Here is a 16747-nt window from a genome sequence, read left to right as displayed (position 1 = left end):
GGCATTGCCCGGCATCGGACGCGTTCTGCGGGTCGCGCATCAACGAGGCAAACCCATGTCCATTGACACCAGCAAGATCATTGAAGACAACAAGCGCGGCGAGAACGACACCGGCTCCCCGGAAGTCCAGGTCGCCCTGCTCACCGGTCGCATCGAGCAGCTCCAGGGCCACTTCAAGGAGCACAAGCAGGATCACCACAGCCGTCGCGGCCTGCTGATGATGGTCAACCGTCGTCGCCGCCTGCTCGACTACCTGAAGCGCAAGGACAGCACGCGTTACAAGGCATTGATCGCGAAGCTCGGTCTGCGCCGCTGATCGAAGTATTCCCTCGCGGCGCAGTGATGCGCCGCGACTGTTTTCGGGGTCGCAAGACCCACCAGGTCGCGAGCCGGCGACCGACCGGGCAAGGCAAGGGCCATGACCGGATCGCACAGCACCGATAGGAAACCAACGTGGCGAAAATTACCAAGACCTTTCAGTACGGCAATCACCAGGTAACCCTGGAAACCGGTGAGATCGCGCGCCAGGCAGGCGGCGCCGTGATCGTTCGCATCGAGGACACCGTGCTGCTGGTCAGCGCCGTCGCCAACAAGACTGCGCGCGAGGGTCAGGATTTCTTCCCCCTGACCGTCGACTACCAGGAGAAGTTCTACGCCGGTGGCCGTATCCCGGGTGGCTTCTTCAAGCGTGAGGGCCGTCAGACTGAAAAAGAGACCTTGATCTCGCGTCTGATCGATCGCCCGATCCGCCCGCTGTTCCCGGACGGCTTCCGCAACGAAGTCCAGATCATTGCCACCGTGATGTCGATGAACCCGGAAATCGACGGCGACATCCCGGCGCTGCTGGGTGCGTCTGCCGCACTGGCGTTGTCGGGCGCCCCGTTTGATGGCCCGATTGCCGCCGCCAAGGTCGGTTACAAGGACGGCCAGTATTTGCTCAATCCGACCAAGACCGAGCTGGAGGATTCCCAGCTGGAGCTGGTCGTCGCCGGTACCGCCGACGCGGTGCTGATGGTTGAATCCGAAGCCGACGTGCTGTCGGAAGAGGTGATGCTCGGCGCGGTGATGTTCGGCCACAGGGAAATGCAGGTCGCGATCAACGCGATCAACGAGCTGGTCGCCGAAGCCGGCAAGCCGAAGTGGACCTGGGCCGCACCGGCCGCTGATCCGGCCCTGGTTGATGCGCTCAAGACCGCCATTGGCGATCGCCTGACCCAGGCGTTCGCGGTCAGCGACAAGCTGGAGCGCAAGGACGCCATCTCGGCGTTGAAGAAAGACGTGATTGCGTCACTGGCGCCGCAGGCGGAAGCCAACGATTGGAAGGCCTCCGACCTGTCCAAGCAGTTCAGCGTGTTCGAGTACGGCACCATGCGGGGCTCGGTGCTGAGCAGCAAGGTCCGTATCGACGGCCGTGCGCTGGACACCGTGCGCCCGATTTCCTCGCGGGTCGGCATCCTGCCCCGCGTGCACGGCTCGGCGTTGTTTACCCGCGGCGAGACCCAGGCCATCGTTGCGGTCACCCTTGGCACTGCGCGTGATGGTCAGGTCATCGACGCCGTCGCCGGCGAGTACAAGGACCACTTCCTGTTCCATTACAACTTCCCTCCCTACTCGGTGGGTGAAGCCGGCCGCATGATGGGCCCGAAGCGTCGCGAGATCGGCCACGGTCGCCTTGCCAAGCGCGGCGTGCTGGCAGTGATGCCGACGATGGAAGCGTTCCCGTACACCATCCGCGTGGTTTCGGAGATCACCGAGTCCAACGGCTCGTCCTCGATGGCCTCGGTCTGCGGTTCGTCGCTCGCGCTGATGGACGCCGGCGTGCCGATCAAGGCGCCGGTCGCCGGTATCGCGATGGGCCTGGTGAAGGAAGGCAACGACTTCGTCGTGTTGTCCGACATCCTGGGTGACGAGGATCACCTCGGCGACATGGACTTCAAGGTCGCCGGTACCAGCGAGGGCATCTCCGCCCTGCAGATGGACATCAAGATCCAGGGCATCACCGAAGAGATCATGAAAGCCGCGCTGGCCCAGGCCAAGCAAGGCCGCCTGCACATCCTTGGCGAGATGGAAAGCGCACTGACCGCCCCGCGTGGCGAGCTCAGCGAATTCGCGCCGCGCCTGATCACGATCAAGATCCACCCCGACAAGATCCGCGAAGTGATCGGCAAGGGCGGCTCGGTGATCCAGGCGATCACCAAGGAGACCGGCACCCAGATCGACATCCAGGACGATGGCACGATCACCGTTGCCTCCGTCAATGCGGCTGCCGGTCAGGCGGCCAAGGACCGGATCGAGCAGATCACTTCCGACGTCGAGCCGGGCCGTATCTACGAAGGCAAGGTCGCCAAGATCATGGACTTCGGCGCGTTCGTCACCATCTCCCCCGGAAAGGACGGACTGGTGCACGTCTCGCAGATCTCCAATGATCGCGTCGAGAAGGTCAGCGACGTGCTCAAGGAAGGCGACGTGGTCAAGGTCAAGGTGCTGGAAGTCGACAAACAGGGCCGTATCCGCCTGTCGATGAAGGCGGTCAACGACGGCGAGGGCACGCCGGCCGAGTAAGCCGCGCACGCATCAATCGTCATGAAAAAGCGGGCTTCGGCCCGCTTTTTCGTTGTGTGGAGCGTCTGCTTATGCGCTGAGACGGACCTGCGCATCCGGTAATACCTCTCGCCATTCGGCCGGCATGCCGGATCCGGTATCGGGTCAATGGAAATCGCGGGAGCGGGTGTCGAGGTCGCCGAGCAGGCCGCTCAGGTTCTGCAGCCGTTTCGCGACCAGGTGTTGCACGCCGTCCTTGCACTCCAGCCGGCCTTCGACCGCGAGCAGTCGCGATTCCAGCAACTCGCGGCGCTGGCGTTCGGCGAGGTCGCGCCAGACCACTACGTTGGTCATGCCGTCCTCGTCCTCCAGGGTCATGAAGATCACGCCGCTGGCGGTCTGCGGGCGCTGGCGCAGGGTGACCAGGCCGGCAATGCGGACGTGGCGGCCGTGCGGCATCGCCGCGACCTCGCCGGAACGACGGTAGCGGCGCGCCGACAGTTGCTTGCGGATCATCGCCAGCGGATGCCGGCCAAGGGTCGTGCCGGTCATCGCGTAGTCGGCGCGCATGTCCTCGTCGGCGCTGGGCAGCGGCAACACGATCGTCTCGCTTTCCCGCGTCGCCGGGGTGTCAGCGAACAACGGCAACTGCGGCTCGATCCCGGTGATCGCCCAACGGGCGCGATGGCGATGACCGGCGAGGCCGCGCAGGGCTCCGGCATCGGCGAGCAACGATTGCGTGCGGCGGTCGAGCGCAGCACGCGCGCACAGATCGGCGACATCGGTGAACGGACGCTGCTTGCGTGCGACCTCGATCCGTTGCGCCGCGTCGGGCTGGAAGCCACGGATCATCCGCAGGCCGAGGCGGATCGCGGGTTGTCGCGCGTCATCCCCGCGGAAGCGGGGATCCAGTGACTTTGGCGTATCTGGTGGACCCGCGGTATCCAAGTCGCTGGGTTCCCGCTTTCGCGGGAATGACGGTGCCGGGAATGACGGTGCCAATGACGGTGCCGGGGATGACGGTGTCGGGAGCGACGGTGACGGGAATGGCGGCATCGGGGGCTTGGAGATACCTTCCAGACTGCAATCCCGATCGCTGTGGCGCACGTCCACTGGCAACGTGCGGATGCCGTGCCGGCGAGCGTCCTGCAGTAACTGGTCGGGCGAGTAGAAGCCCATCGGCCAGGAGTTGATCAGCGCGCAGGCGAACGCCGCCGGTTCGTGGCACTTGAGCCAACTGCTGGCGTAGGCGATCAGGGCGAAGCTGGCCGCGTGTGACTCGGGGAAACCGTAGTCGCCGAAGCCCTTGATCTGCTCGAAGATACGCTCGGCGTACTCGCGGCTGTAGCCGTTGCGAAGCATGCCGGTCATCAAGCGCTCGCGGTGGGGCTCCAGTCCGCCGCGGCGCTTCCAGGCCGCCATCGAGCGGCGTAGCTGGTCGGCTTCACCAGGAGTGTAGTCGGCCGCGGCCATCGCGATCTGCATCACCTGTTCCTGGAACAGCGGCACGCCGAGGGTGCGTTCCAGCACGGCTTTCAGCTTTGCGGAGGGGTATTCGACCGGTTCCTGGCCGGTGCGGCGCAGCAGGTAGGGGTTGACCATGTCGCCCTGGATCGGGCCGGGGCGGACGATCGCGACCTGGATCACCAGGTCGTAGAACGTCTTCGGGCGCAGTCGCGGAAGCATCGCCATTTGCGCGCGCGATTCGATCTGGAACACGCCGATGGTGTCGGCGCGGCTGATCATCTCGTAGGTCTGCGGGTCTTCGGCCGGGATGTCGGCCAGCGCGGCGATGTCGCGGCGGCCGGTGTCGCGCAGCAGGTCGAGGGTCTTGCGCACCGCGGTCAGCATGCCCAGCGCCAGGCAGTCGACCTTCATCAGCCCGATCTCGTCGAGGTCATCCTTGTCCCACTGGATCACGGTGCGGTCGTCCATCGCCGCGTTCTCCACCGGCACCAAGGTGTGCAAGGGGTACTCGGAGATCACGAAGCCGCCGGGATGCTGCGACAGGTGGCGGGGCATGCCGATCAACTCGGCGGTCAATGCGATTACCTGGCGCAGCACCGGTGAGTCAGGGTCGAAGCCGCGTTCGCGCAGATGCTCGGCGAGGGGTGCGTGGCCGCCCCAGCGGTCCATCGTCGATGCCAGCTCGCCGACCACGTCGGTCGGCAGGCCGAGCGCGCGGCCGACATCGCGCACCGCGCCGCGGCCGCGGTACTGGGTGGCTACCGCGGTCAGTGCGGCGCGTTCGCGACCGTAGCGGTTGAACACGTATTGCAGGACTTCCTCGCGGCGCTCGTGCTCGAAGTCGATGTCGATGTCCGGCGGTTCGTCGCGCTCCTTCGACAGGAAACGCTCGAACAACATGTTCATGCGGACGGGATCGATCTCGGTCACGCCCAGCGTGTAGCAGATCACCGAGTTGGCGGCCGACCCGCGACCCTGGCAGAGGATGCCCTGCGAACGGGCAAAGCGGACGATGTCGTGCACGGTCAGGAAGTAGGACTCGTAGCGCTTCTCGGCGACGAGGGCGAGTTCCTTGTCGATCAATGCGCGGGCCTTGTCGTCCACACCGTCGGGCCAGCGCCAGCGCGCACCTTGCTCGACCAGGTGGCGCAACCAACTGCTGGCGTCGTGGCTGGACGGGACGAGTTCGTGCGGGTACTGGTATTGCAGGTCGTTGCGCAGGCTGAAACGGCAGCGATCGGCGATGTGCAGGGTTTCGGCGAGCAGGTCGGCTTGATCGTCGGGTCCGTAGATTGCGGCCAGCGCGCGACGGCTGCGCAAATGACGTTCGCCGTTCGGGAACAGGCGGTGGCCGGCTTCGGCGACGGTGACGTGGTGACGGATCGCGGTCATCGTGTCCTGCAACGCGCGACGGCCGCGCACGTGCATGTGGACGTCGCCGGCTGCGACCAGCGGCAGGCCGAGGCGGGCGCCGGCTTGCCTTAGCTGCGTTGACCGCGTCTCGTCGTCAGGGCCGCGGTGCAGCTCGACCGCGAGCCAGGCGCGGTCGTGGAAGGTGGTCTTTATCCAGTCTACGTGCGCCTTGTCGGGCTGCTCGCCGGGCAGCCAGAGCGCAAGCAGGCCGTCGGTGTCGACGAAGTCCTCGCGCAGCAATCGATACTCGCCCTTGCGCGCGCGGCGGCGGGCGCGGGTGATCAGGCGGCACAGCGCGGTGTAACCGGTGGCGTTCTCGACCAGCAGCACCAATTTGGGACCGTCCTCGATCTGCATTTCGCTGCCGACGATCAGCTTCACGCCGAACCGTTCGGAAGCTTCCAGCGCACGCACGATGCCGGCCAGCGTGCACTCGTCGGTGATCGCCAGCGCGGTGTAGCCCTGCTGTTTGGCGCGCTCGAACAGCTCGGGCGCGGTCGAGGCGCCGCGCTGGAAGCTGAAGGCGGACAGACAGTGCAGTTCGGCGTAGGCAGGTAAGGGGATCATGTGCGTGCGGACCCCCGTCGTTCCCGCGCTCCCCGTCGTTCCCGCGAAGGCGGGAACCCAGCGACGTTGGCCCTGCCGGCAACCGAGGCACTGGATCCCCGCGTTCGCGGGGATGACGTGGAAAGAATGGATCCCCGCCTTCGTGAGGATGACGGAGTCGCTCTCATCCGAACCACCCGTGCAGCATGAAGCCATCGGCGCGTCCGTCACTGGCGGCATCGCCGGCCTGCCGGAACGCCCAGGCGCGCTGGCCGTGGCTGGTCTCGACCTGGTAGTAATCACGGCGCACGTCGCCATTCCACCAGCCAGTCTCGATCCGCTCGGGGCCGGCGACGATGCGGACATGGCGGTCTCGCAGCGGTAGTGGTTTCGGCAGCAGCCAACCGGGGCGTGGCGTGGTGGGGGCATCAATCACGCGTGCCGACTCGGCCTGCCATGAGCGTTCCGGGCGGTGGTCGGCGCGCATGCCAAGGCCATGCACCGCCTCGTCGCCGAGGCGCGCACGCAGGCGTTCGCGCAGTTGCTCCCACGGCACCGCCTGCTGCGGCCGGGTGTCAAACAGATCCCGGCCGGCGGGCACGAACGGCGGCAGCTCGGATGCAACCAGTTGCAAGCCACGTACCGGGGCGGGCACCCGCATCTGCTCGAGCCGGCTGCGGGCCAGTTCAAACAGCATCGCCGGGTTGCGCTCGGGCGCGAGCAGGCCAACCACCAGCTCGCTGTCGGCGCAGCGTTCGTGTTCCAGCACCAGGGTGAAATGCTGCACGCCGCCGTCGCGACCGGCGAGGTAGGCGGCCAGGTCGCCGGTCAGCCGGCGCAGCGGGAACAGCAGCGCCTGGCTGGATTCGACGTCGTAGTTGAGCTCGATCCGTGAAGTGAACGAGTCCGGTGGCTGGTAGTAGCGCAACGGCGTCGGCAGCGCGCCGGTCAGCCGGTCCAGGTGCGCCAGTGCCTCCTTGCCGACCCGTTTGCCGAGCGCGGCGCGGGGCAGGGCGAGGACTTGCCGCAGCTTGCGCAGGCCCATGCGGGCGAGGCTGGTCGCCACTTCCGGGGCCAGTCCACTGCGTTCGACCGGCAACTGGCCCAGCGCGTTGTGCAGCGGCATGTCGTGGGCAATCGCCAGGCCGTCGTGCACGTTGGCCAGTGCGCGGGCGGCGTACGGATTGGGCGCCAGGGTGATGCGGTGGCGGAAGCCGAGTTCGGTCAGGTCCGCGCGCAGCTGGGTCTCGAACCGTGGCCACGGGCCGAACAGCTTGAAGCTGGCTTCGACCTCCAGCAGCAGCGCCGAGGGCATGGTGCGGTTGACCAGCGAGCTGTAGCGGTACGCCCAGGCGGCCAGGAAGTCATGCCAGCGCTCGACCTCGGCCGGATCATGCTCGGCGGCGGTGAATCGGCTGCAGAGTGCTTGCGCCGCGCCCAACGATTGGCCGGCGCGCAGACCGGCGGTTTTCGCCGCGGCGTTGACTGCGCGCAGCACGCGGCGTTGCGCCGGCCCGGTCACCAATACCAGCGGGGTGTCGGGGTCGGGGTGGCGGCGCAGGACGCCGTCGAGCGCCAGTTGCGGCAGGAGGATGCAGGCCCAGAGCATCGGCCTTGCTCACTGCGCCTGCGTCGGGAGGGCGCGGGGGCGGAAGGGAATGGGGGCCGGCATGGCTTGGTCGGGCAGGGGGCGGCCGGCGGGGATATTGCTCCGGCCCTTCGTCAGGTCCGCTCCGCGGTCCGGCCCGGCGCAGCGCGCCGGGCGTTCGCGCAAGCCGCGCGGCAGTGCCGCGCAAGCAGGCCTGCACTCACCCTGCCCTGAGGCGGGCCGCCGGCCATCCTTGGCCGGCTTCTGCGCAATACCCCCACCGGCCGCCCCCTGTCCGATTTTCGATGGCGACCGGACGGATAAAGCCGTGCTTGCCGCAAACGGGATGGCTCGCGTGGGCGGGTTGCCGCCGCGGCACTTGAGTACGCGCAGTTGCGACGGGTCGACGTCAATGGCGATCCGCAGTGCGGCTGGCGACGGGTTGGCAGCCGTCTTCATCGGTCGCATCGCGAAGCCTAGGCACTGGCCGGTTTCCGCGGCGACCTGCAGGCGGCGCAGGGCGCGGTCGTTGGCGTGTTGTGGCCAGCACAGCACGGCCGAGCAGGCGGCCGAGCGCAGGCATTGTTCGGCGGCCCACAGGGCGTTGCGCGGGTCGGTGCGGATTATTTGCAAGCGGTTGAGTTGCACGCCGGCGCTTGCCCAGGCGGCGGCAAACGGCAAGTACGGTGGTGCGATCAGGGCGACCATGCCGTCGGCGCGCGACAGCCGGGCGAGAGTGGGCCACAGCAGGCGTAACTCGCCGACGCCGTCGGCCGGCAGCAGCAGTTCGGTCAATGCGGTTTCGGGCCAGCCGCCGTCGGGCAGGACGTCGTCCAGCAGCGCGAAGCCGGTGGGATGTCGCGACGGTGCGCGCGGCGCTGGCTGGCCACGCCAGACCTGGCGCGATTTCAGCAAGGCATCAAGGGCGACCACGGCGCTCATCAGCTTGGCCTCACCAATCCGGCAAACAAGCCTTCGATCGCGAAATCGGTGACGCTCGCATCGATCTCGATCGGTGCATAGGCCGGATTGCGCGGCAGCAGGCGCAGGTGCCTGGCGCCGATCTCGGAGCCGCCGTTGTCCAGCCGTTTCACCGTCAGTTCGCCCTCGACCCGCGCGACCACGGTCTGGCCGTTGCTTGCCTGAATAATGCGATGCACCCCGATCAGGTCACCGGGCAGGATGCCGTCGAGCAGCATCGACTCGCCCTCGACCTCCAGCAGGTAGTCCGGACGCAGGCGGAACAGCGACGGGTCGAGGGTGACTTCACGCCGTATCTCGGGGTCCGAGCCGATCGGCGTACCTGCGGCGACCCGGCCGAGCAAAGGTACCTGCAGCAAGTCGGCGTTGAGGGAAGTGCGACGCGGCGATGTGAGCCGGATGCCGCGTGCAAGCCCGGCCGACAGTTCGATCAATCCCGCCTGGGCCAGTGCCTCCAGGTGATAGCGCGCCGAACGGTTCTGGCGGAACCCGAATGCCCGGGCGATGTCCATCTGCGACGGCGGATAGCCGTGCTCGGTGATGTGCTCGCGGAGGAAGTCGAGCAGGCGGCGTTGGGTGTTGGTCAAGTGCATGGTACTAATTCTAGTAACAATCAGGCGATAGAAGTAGAAGTTATTAAAATCAATTAGTTACGTATTAAAATTAATGGAAATTATGAACAGTGGCCATCATCCCCGCGAACGGGCTCTGGATTCCCGCCTTCGCGGGAATGACGGGAAAACTTCGCGGGAACGGACAACATCGCGGGAACGGGCAAACATCGCGGGAATGACGGGCAAAAGCCGAATGGTCCAGACGTTCCCGGTAGAAGCCGAAGACAGTTGCCTCCGCCAGTCCAGTATTTCCGTCGACCGTCCCAGTGCATGAGACCGCCGGGAATCGTCGTGCGCCACCAAAAACGGCGAAGACGAAAAACAGCGAACGGAGGAAGTCAGTCGTGCTCGAAAAGATCCGACTGGACGCGCACATCGTCCTGGTCGACGAAACCGGACAGTCCTACCCCCACCAGTCGATAGCGCGTACCCGCCGGCAATTCCACCCGCGTGCGCAACTCACAGGCGATGTCGGCCAGCGCTTCCAGTGTCGCCGGTTGCATGGCGGGGGTCAGGCTGCGGGTGAAGGTGCGGAAATCATGGGTCTTGAGCTTGAGCACCACGGTGCGGGCAAGCCGGCCTTGGTGCTGGGTGCGTTCGCGCTGGTAACCCGCCCAGGTCTTCTCGGCGAGGCGTCGGATGTGCGGTTCCAGTGCATCCAGCAGCAGGTCGTGCTCGAAGGTGTCTTCTGACGAGATCTGCATGGTCGGGCGCTCGGAGCGCACCGGGTTGTCATCGATGCCGAGCGACAGTTCGTGCAGGCGTCGCCCCCAGCGGCCGAAACGTAACTCCAGTTCGGCCGCCGGAAGCGAGCGCAACTGACCGACCGTGACGATACCCAGTTCGGCCAGCTTGCCCTGCATTACCTTGCCGACTCCCGGCAAGCGACCGACGGCCAGCGGCAACAGGAATGCATCGATCTGCCGCGGGCGCACCACGCAGATGCCATCGGGTTTGTTCCAGTCCGAGGCGATCTTGGCCAGGAACTTGTTCGGCGCAACGCCGGCCGAGGCGGTCAACCTGGTCTCCTCGCGGATTGCGGCGAGGATCGCCTCGGCGGTCGCGGTGGCCGAGGGCAGGCCGGTTTTGGTCTCGGTGACATCGAGATAGGCCTCGTCCAGCGACAACGGCTCGACCAGGTCGGTATGGCGGGCGAAGATCTCGCGCACCTGTTTTGATACCGCCTTGTAGCGCACGAAATCCGGCGGTACGAATACCGCCTGCGGACACAGCCGCTCGGCGCGGATCGCGGGCATCGCCGAATGCACCCCGAATTTGCGTGCCTCATAGCTGGCCGCGCACACCACCGAGCGCGCGCCGCGCCAGGCGACCACCACAGGCCGGCCGCGTAACGACGGCTCGTCGCGCTGCTCGACCGACGCGTAGAACGCGTCCATGTCGACATGCAGGATTTTGCGGGGTGGGGCCATCGCGATACTGTTTCCGGGTAGCGTCCTTCGGAACCTATTGTAGGAGCGGCTTCAGCCGCGATCGGATGGTGGATCGCGCGCACCGACTCCGCGATCGCGGCTGAAGTCGCTCCCGCAACGCTCGGGCCATACGGGTGGAGTGAGGGGATGCTTTTGCTTTCACTCGCCATTTGGCAGGCTGGACGCCTCGGTTTGCGCGATGATGGCGAACCACACTGGAGTCTGTGAATGCAGCAACGCCGCCATTTCTCGATGCTTCGCGAGTTCGCCCTCGCGGACTGGTTCACCCTCGGCAACGCCTTCTGCGGCACCGGGGCGGTTTTTGCCGCGATGCGCTTCCTCCAGGAAGGGATCGTGTTCGACTTGATGATTGGCATGGCGCTGATTCCGCTGGCTTTCATATTCGATGCGCTTGACGGTCGCATCGCGCGTTGGCGCAAGTCGGCCTCCACCCTGGGCCGGGAGTTGGACTCGCTGGCCGATGTGATCTCGTTCGGGGTCGCCCCCGCCGCGCTGGCTTACGCCTGTGGCCTGCAGGGTGGCTGGGACTGGGTGGTGCTGAGTTACTTCGTCGGTTGCGGGGTCAGCCGGCTGGCGCGCTACAACGTCACCGCCGAGCAGCTGTCCGGCGCCGAGGGCAAGGTCAAGTTCTTCGAGGGCACGCCGATCCCGACCAGCCTGGCGTTGGTGGTGGTGCTGTGGATCGCGGCCGGGCAGGGTGCAATCGGTGCCGACCTGTGGCTGGGCGTGGTCAAGCTGGGGCCGTGGCAGTTCCATCCACTGGTGTTGATGTTCGCGTTGTCGGGCACCTTGATGATCAGCAAGACGGTGCGCATTCCCAAGCCTTAGGTATCCACCACGCATCCAGGTGTCGCGTTGTTATGATCGAGCTCACGCTTGGAGGATGAAATGGCCAATCACGGGTTCGGTACGGGTGGCTTTCCGCCCGGGGGTTTTGGCAGTGGTGCCGGCGGCGGTTCCGGCAATGACGACTTCGAGTCGCTGGCGCGGCAGTATTGGAGTCGCTGGGGCGAGATGCTGCGTGCCGCGCCCGCGACGACGCCGTCGATGCCAGGAGTCTCGGCCGCCGGGTTTCCAGGCGGAGGTGTCCCGGGTGCCGGTTTCGCAGGCGCGGCGTCTCCGGGTGCGGCAGCCGCAATGCCGGGCTGGGAGGAGGCAACCGCATGGTGGTCGCAACTGGCCAGTGGCGGCAAGGGCCCGGCCGATGCGGCCGTCGAGCGCTTTACCGACCAGACACGCGGCTGGTTCGCGCAGATGCAGCAGTTGGCCGCCCGGTTCGCAGGTCAGGATGCGGGCGCGACGGAGATCGCGGAGGCCTGGAAAAGCATCCTCGGCGGCGCCGGTGGCAACCCGTTCGCCGATGCGTTGCGTGACATGCACGGACCGGGTCAGCAAGGCTTCGAGCAGTGGTTCGAGCAGGTGACTCCGTGGCTGGAGAAAATGCAGGCCGGTGGGCGAACCTGGCTGGGTACGCCCGCAGTGGGTTTCACCCGCGAGCACCAGCAGCGCTGGCAGCATCTTGCCCAGGCGCAGCAAGACCACCAGCAGCAGGGCCGGGCGTACCAGGCACTGATGGCGCAGGCGTTGCAGGATGCATTCAAGCGTTTCGAAGAAAAACTGACCGAGTGCAGCGAGCCCGGCAAGAAGCTTGAATCCGCGCGGGCACTGTTTGACCTGTGGATTGATGCCGCCGAGGAGACGTACTCGGAGATCGCATTGTCGCCGCGCTTCCGTGAGGCCTACGGCGCGATGGTGAACTCGCAGATGCGGCTGCGTACCGCGGTGCAACGCGAGATCGAACAGGTTGGTGAGGCAATGGGCGTGCCCACCCGCAGCGAGGTGGATGCGGTGCATCGCAAGATCGTCCAGCTGGAACGCGAGCTGCGTCGCTTGCGCGATCAGCTGGCTTCGGGCGCAACCGGGTCGCCACCGACAAAGCCCAGCCCCAATAGCGGGCGTGCGGCTTCGAAGGCGGCCACGAGCAAGGCCGCAAAAGCGAAGCCGGTAAAGAAGGTCGCGAAGAAGGCCGTGAAGAAGGCCGTGAAGAAGGCCGTGAAGAAGGCCGTGAAGAAGGCCGTGAAGAAAGCGGTGAAGAAAGCGGTGAAGGCACCGGCGAAGAAAGTCACGAAGGCACCGGCAAAGAAATCCACGGCCAGGAAACCGGCCGCGAAAAAACCGGCTGCGAAGAAAACGAAATCCACAACCGGCAAGCCCGCGTCCGCATCACGACGCGGGGTAGCCAAGTCCGCCGCAAAGGCACGCTGACATGGACAAGCCCACTATGTTCAACACCGGCCCGCTCGACTTCAGCCCCGAAACGATGGCAAAGGACGCGATCCAGATGCAGGCCAGGCTGCGCGCCGGCCTCGACACGCTGCATGAAGTGGGCGATATCAGCTATGGCGCAACGCCCAGGCAAGAGGTCTGGCGCGACGGCAAGGTGGTGTTGTACCGCTATCAGGGTGCCACGTTGGAGGGCGGGCGCGCGCCGACGGCAAAGGTGCCATTGCTGATCGCCTACGCGTTGGTCAATCGTCCCTACATGGTCGACTTGCAGGCCAATAAATCGATCGTGCGCGGGCTGCTTGAGCGCGGCGAGGACGTCTACATCCTCGACTGGGGTTACCCTGACCGCTCCGACCGTTACCTGGAGCTGGAGGACTACATCCAGCGTTACCTCGGTGGCGCGGTCGACCATCTGCGCACTGCGCACCAGCTGGATGCCATCAACCTGCTCGGCATCTGCCAGGGCGGTGCGTTCTCGTTGTGCTACGCCGCGCTCAACCCGGGGAAAGTGCACAACCTGGTCACCATGGTCACCCCGGTCGATTTCCACACCGACGACAACATGCTCGCCAACTGGGTGCGCGGGATCGACGTCGACGCGATGGTCGACGCGCTGGGCAACATCCCGGCCGACATGATGAATTCCACCTACCTGACGCTCAAGCCGTGGCGGCTGTTCGTGCAGAAATACGTCGGGTTGGTCGACATCCTCGATGACAGGGATGCGCTGGAGGATTTCCTGCGCATGGAGAACTGGATCTTCGATTCGCCCGACCAGGCCGGTGAGGCATTCCGCCAGTTCGCCAAGCAGTTCTACCAGGCCAACGGGTTCCTCAATGGGGGAATCAAGATCGGCGGAAAGGCGGTCGACCTGGCAGACGTCGACATGCCGGTATTGAATGTCTTCGCCCAGCACGACCATCTGGTTCCACCGTCGTCCTCCCAGGCACTGGGCGGCTTGGTCGGCAGCGACGATTACAGCGAGCTGTCATTCCGCGGCGGCCATATCGGCATCTACGTCTCCAGCCGGGCCCAGCGCGAGGTCCCGCAATCGATCCACGACTGGCTGGCGTCGCGCAGTGGATAGCGAACGATCCTCCGGCGCGACGCGGTCGTCACCTTGCCGCGCTAGACTCGTTTTACTCCTCCGCTGACCCCGAAATCGCATGGAATCTTCATCCCGTCCGTTCACCCGATCGCGTAACGACCGCATGCTGGCCGGCGTCATGGGTGGCATTGCCCAGCGCTTCGGCTGGAGCTCGATATTGGTGCGGGTCGTTTTCGTGATCGTCTCGATCGCCTCCGCGGCGTTCCCCGGCATCCTGGCGTACCTGATCCTGTGGCTGCTGATGCCCGAAGAGGCTGGCTGACGGAAGTGTCATGGCGGCGGGTGGCGCTGGTCCTGGGCATGGCGTGGACGTCGCCCAACACGCTGGTCGGATTACTGCTTGGTGTTGCGGGCATGCCGTTTGGCGCGCATGCGCATTGGCAACCTGCTGAGCTGGCGCTGGTATTCCATGGCTGGCGTTGGGGGCCGGGTGGCGCGCTCACGTTGGGCAATGTGATCATCCATACCGGCGGCAACCTCGACAGCACTTGTCGAACCTACGCCCATCGAGCCGGGTTGTGTGAAGACCCGCCGGTGCGTCTGGGCGATCACGAACGCGCCCACGTCTACCAGTACATGGCGCTGGGCGTGCTGTTCCTGCCGTTATACCTGTTGTGTGGCGCAGTAAGCGTGCGCAACCGGTTTGAGCGGGCGGCGGATCGCTACGCCATGAGCGGGCAGGGTTGGTGGCCCTGGCCGGCACCACCGCTGCCGCCGCATCGGACATAGATCTTGGACGCGGTGCGGCAAAAAGCTGGAGTGTGTCCCCATGCGTCCGTTATACTTCCGGGCTGGCCGAAGTGGCGGAATCGGTAGACGCAGCGGACTCAAAATCCGCCGCCTTTAAAAGCGTGGGGGTTCGAGTCCCCCCTTCGGCACCAGAGACAAACAAGAAAGGCCTGCGATCGTTCGCAGGCCTTTCTTGTTTGTCAGGCGGTAGCGCCGTGTTGGGTCTCAGCCGGCCTCGTCGGTTTCCAGTGCCTTCGCGGCGCGGGTGAACCACTCGCCTTGATCGGGCACGAACATCGAGCAAGCTTCCATCGGCGCCTTGTAGATGTGCACCGAGATCGCGACCTTGTCGTTGCTGGTATTGCGGATGGAATGGTATTCGTGGGGCGGGATCAGGCTGCCGGCACTGCCGGGCCCGGCGACCATACCGCCGGCGCCACGGAAGCGGAAGCGGTCGCCATCGCGCTCGAGCAGTTCGTACTGGGTGATTTCCAGCCCGCCGTCCCAGACACCCTCCACGCACCACAGGCCGCAGTGGTCGTGTACCGGTGTGCCCTGGCCGGGCCCCCAGGTCATCGCCACGACGCTGTAGCCATGCTCGGCGCTGCGGTAGATCTCGCGGCGGGCATAGTGGGACTCGATCGGTTCGAAGACGCATTCAGGCAGCTGGATATCGCGATCGCGGATCATCCGGCACAAGGTGTTGCGCAGTGCGGCGGTGATCTCGTGCTCGTCGCCGTGGGCCACGGCGGCGTCCAGGGCGGTAACGAGTTTGGCGCGGCCGGTGAAGGCGACGTCGGGCAGGGCTTGGCTGGTCATGGCATTGATTCTACGCAAGACAGGCGCGCGTGACAGGCGATGGCTGAATGGCCCTACAGGCTGTCGAGAAAATCGCGCACGGCGGGGCCATAACGGTCGAAGTCGACCAGGAAGGCATCGTGTCCCTGGGGCGAAGGCATCGGCAGGCAGCGCGCGTCGGCGCCACCGTCGGCCAGGCCGTCGGCGATCTCCTGCTGTTGTTGCAGGGGGAACAGGATGTCGCTCTCGGCGCCGATCGACAGCGCCTTGTCGATCCGGATCGCGGCCAGGCCGGCACGCGTGCGCGCCCGGTTGTCGCCGCTGGCGTGCGGGCAATGGTCGCCCAGGTCGAACCAGTCCATCGAACGGCTGAGGTACAGATAGCAATTGGGGTCGAAGTGGCGCACGAAACGACGGGCGTGTGCCTCCAGGTAGCTCTCGACCTGGAACTCGAGCCCGAACGGTTCGTCGCCGGTGTCATCGGAGTCCAGGCGCACGCGGCCGAACCGGCCATCCCATTCCAGCGCGGAACGGTAGGTGATCACGCCAAGTTTGCGCGCCATCCGCATGCCGGACTCGGGGTAGTGCTCATCGTCGTATGTGCCAAGGTTGAAGTTCGGATCCAGCCGGATGGCCTCGCGTTGCAGCGAGCGGATCGCGATCGACCAGGGCAACGCGCGGGCGGCACCGGAAATATTCAGGTGGGTGCGGGCGATGCCCGGTTGCAGGGCAAGCATCGCCAGTGCGGCCATCCCGCCCATCGAGTTGCCGACCAGACAGGCCAGTTGCTCGATGCCGAGCTGGCGAACCACGTGGGCCGCCGCCTGTGCGCCATCCTCGATCGACAACTCCGGGAAGTCGAAACGATAAGGTTCGCCGCTGTCCGGGTTGATCGACGCCGGGCCGGTCGAGCCTTTGCAGCTGCCCAGCGAATTGGTGCAGATCACGAACCAGCGATCACTGTCGATGGGTTTGCCCGGACCGACCATAGGCTCCCACCAGCCCGGTTCTGGATTGGCCAGGTTGGCCGCGGCGTGCGCGTTGGGGGACAGCCCGGGGACGATCAACACCGCGTTGTCGCGTGCGGCGTTGAGCGTGCCCCAGGTCTCGTAGGCCATGCGCGCGCCGTGCAACTCACCGCCACGCTTCATCGGAAACGGTGAGGGCAGGTCGATCCAGCGGGTACCTGGCGGGATGAATTCGGTCACGTCGGATTGCCTTCCCT

13 protein-coding genes, 1 tRNA gene and 1 pseudogene are annotated in these 16747 nt (G+C 65.8%); 8 read left to right on the top strand and 7 right to left on the bottom strand.

The window, feature by feature from the left end:
• Window positions 1–55: 55 nt before the first annotated feature.
• Together rpsO and pnp are read left to right on the top strand one after the other, a co-directional pair.
• Window positions 56–316, top strand: a complete 261-nt coding sequence (gene rpsO / locus ACW7G1_RS10165) for a 30S ribosomal protein S15 (protein WP_456961709.1) — start codon at window positions 56–58, stop codon at window positions 314–316.
• 137 nt (window positions 317–453) lie between these two features.
• The gene (gene pnp / locus ACW7G1_RS10160; RefSeq protein ID WP_456979606.1) at window positions 454–2562 is read left to right on the top strand and encodes a polyribonucleotide nucleotidyltransferase; all 2109 of its coding nucleotides are present in this window, start codon (window positions 454–456) and stop codon (window positions 2560–2562) included.
• A gap of 144 nt (window positions 2563–2706) precedes the next feature.
• Here the strand turns inward: pnp and ACW7G1_RS10155 are convergent, their stop codons facing one another.
• From ACW7G1_RS10155 to dinB, 5 genes and pseudogenes are all read right to left on the bottom strand, one after another.
• A complete protein-coding gene (locus ACW7G1_RS10155; protein ID WP_456979605.1) occupies window positions 2707–5988 on the bottom strand; it encodes an error-prone DNA polymerase in 3282 nt (1093 codons plus the stop codon).
• Window positions 5989–6151: 163 nt separating this feature from the next.
• The gene (locus ACW7G1_RS10150; protein ID WP_456979604.1) at window positions 6152–7576 is read right to left on the bottom strand and encodes a Y-family DNA polymerase; all 1425 of its coding nucleotides are present in this window, start codon (window positions 7574–7576) and stop codon (window positions 6152–6154) included.
• 315 nt (window positions 7577–7891) lie between these two features.
• Window positions 7892–8497 (bottom strand): annotated as a pseudogene (gene imuA / locus ACW7G1_RS10145) (translesion DNA synthesis-associated protein ImuA); the annotation flags it as partial.
• A complete protein-coding gene (gene lexA / locus ACW7G1_RS10140) occupies window positions 8497–9129 on the bottom strand; it encodes a transcriptional repressor LexA (RefSeq protein WP_456979603.1) in 633 nt (210 codons plus the stop codon). The gene lexA and the pseudogene imuA, both read right to left, overlap by 1 nt.
• A gap of 359 nt (window positions 9130–9488) precedes the next feature.
• Entirely contained in the window at window positions 9489–10580 is a 1092-nt protein-coding gene (dinB, locus tag ACW7G1_RS10135) for a DNA polymerase IV (RefSeq protein WP_456979602.1), read from the bottom strand.
• Window positions 10581–10808: 228 nt separating this feature from the next.
• Here dinB and ACW7G1_RS10130 point away from each other — a divergent pair, with 228 nt between their 5' ends.
• The 6 genes from ACW7G1_RS10130 to ACW7G1_RS10105 all read left to right on the top strand — a co-directional run bounded on the left by ACW7G1_RS10130 (window position 10809) and on the right by ACW7G1_RS10105 (window position 14876).
• On the top strand, window positions 10809–11429 hold the full coding sequence (locus ACW7G1_RS10130; protein ID WP_456979601.1) for a CDP-alcohol phosphatidyltransferase family protein: 621 nt from the start codon (window positions 10809–10811) through the stop codon (window positions 11427–11429).
• Window positions 11430–11489: 60 nt separating this feature from the next.
• Window positions 11490–12866 carry a class III poly(R)-hydroxyalkanoic acid synthase subunit PhaE gene (gene phaE, locus ACW7G1_RS10125; RefSeq protein ID WP_456979600.1) on the top strand — a complete coding sequence of 459 codons (1377 nt, stop codon included), beginning with the start codon at window positions 11490–11492 and terminating at the stop codon, window positions 12864–12866.
• 1 nt (window position 12867) lies between these two features.
• Entirely contained in the window at window positions 12868–13974 is a 1107-nt protein-coding gene (locus ACW7G1_RS10120; RefSeq protein WP_456979599.1) for a class III poly(R)-hydroxyalkanoic acid synthase subunit PhaC, read from the top strand.
• A gap of 79 nt (window positions 13975–14053) precedes the next feature.
• On the top strand, window positions 14054–14257 hold the full coding sequence (locus tag ACW7G1_RS10115) for a PspC domain-containing protein (RefSeq protein WP_456979598.1): 204 nt from the start codon (window positions 14054–14056) through the stop codon (window positions 14255–14257).
• A gap of 38 nt (window positions 14258–14295) precedes the next feature.
• Window positions 14296–14724, top strand: coding sequence for a hypothetical protein (locus ACW7G1_RS10110; protein ID WP_456979895.1), 429 nt, complete (start codon window positions 14296–14298; stop codon window positions 14722–14724).
• Between the two features lie 65 nt (window positions 14725–14789).
• Window positions 14790–14876 (top strand) — tRNA-Leu (locus ACW7G1_RS10105).
• A 73-nt stretch (window positions 14877–14949) separates the two neighbouring features.
• Here the strand turns inward: ACW7G1_RS10105 and ACW7G1_RS10100 are convergent.
• Window positions 14950–15543, bottom strand: coding sequence for a cysteine dioxygenase (locus ACW7G1_RS10100; RefSeq protein WP_456979597.1), 594 nt, complete (start codon window positions 15541–15543; stop codon window positions 14950–14952).
• A 53-nt stretch (window positions 15544–15596) separates the two neighbouring features.
• Entirely contained in the window at window positions 15597–16730 is a 1134-nt protein-coding gene (gene metX, locus ACW7G1_RS10095; protein ID WP_456979596.1) for a homoserine O-acetyltransferase MetX, read from the bottom strand.
• Window positions 16731–16747 lie beyond the last annotated feature (17 nt).

The organism is Lysobacter sp. A378 (assembly GCF_054052125.1).
This window is presented reverse-complemented; position numbering and strand designations above follow the sequence as displayed.

Excerpts from the sequence above, each read along its gene's own strand:
- rpsO (WP_456961709.1), top strand. The coding sequence starts at position 56 with ATGTCCATTGACACCAGCAAGATCATTGAAGACAACAAGCGCGGCGAG.
- ACW7G1_RS10155 (WP_456979605.1), bottom strand. The coding sequence starts at position 5,988 with ATGATCCCCTTACCTGCCTACGCCGAACTGCACTGTCTGTCCGCCTTC.
- ACW7G1_RS10150 (WP_456979604.1), bottom strand. The coding sequence starts at position 7,576 with ATGCTCTGGGCCTGCATCCTCCTGCCGCAACTGGCGCTCGACGGCGTC.
- lexA (WP_456979603.1), bottom strand. The coding sequence starts at position 9,129 with ATGCACTTGACCAACACCCAACGCCGCCTGCTCGACTTCCTCCGCGAG.
- dinB (WP_456979602.1), bottom strand. The coding sequence starts at position 10,580 with ATGGCCCCACCCCGCAAAATCCTGCATGTCGACATGGACGCGTTCTAC.
- ACW7G1_RS10130 (WP_456979601.1), top strand. The coding sequence starts at position 10,809 with ATGCAGCAACGCCGCCATTTCTCGATGCTTCGCGAGTTCGCCCTCGCG.
- phaE (WP_456979600.1), top strand. The coding sequence starts at position 11,490 with ATGGCCAATCACGGGTTCGGTACGGGTGGCTTTCCGCCCGGGGGTTTT.
- ACW7G1_RS10120 (WP_456979599.1), top strand. The coding sequence starts at position 12,868 with ATGGACAAGCCCACTATGTTCAACACCGGCCCGCTCGACTTCAGCCCC.
- ACW7G1_RS10115 (WP_456979598.1), top strand. The coding sequence starts at position 14,054 with ATGGAATCTTCATCCCGTCCGTTCACCCGATCGCGTAACGACCGCATG.
- ACW7G1_RS10110 (WP_456979895.1), top strand. The coding sequence starts at position 14,296 with ATGGCGTGGACGTCGCCCAACACGCTGGTCGGATTACTGCTTGGTGTT.
- ACW7G1_RS10100 (WP_456979597.1), bottom strand. The coding sequence starts at position 15,543 with ATGACCAGCCAAGCCCTGCCCGACGTCGCCTTCACCGGCCGCGCCAAA.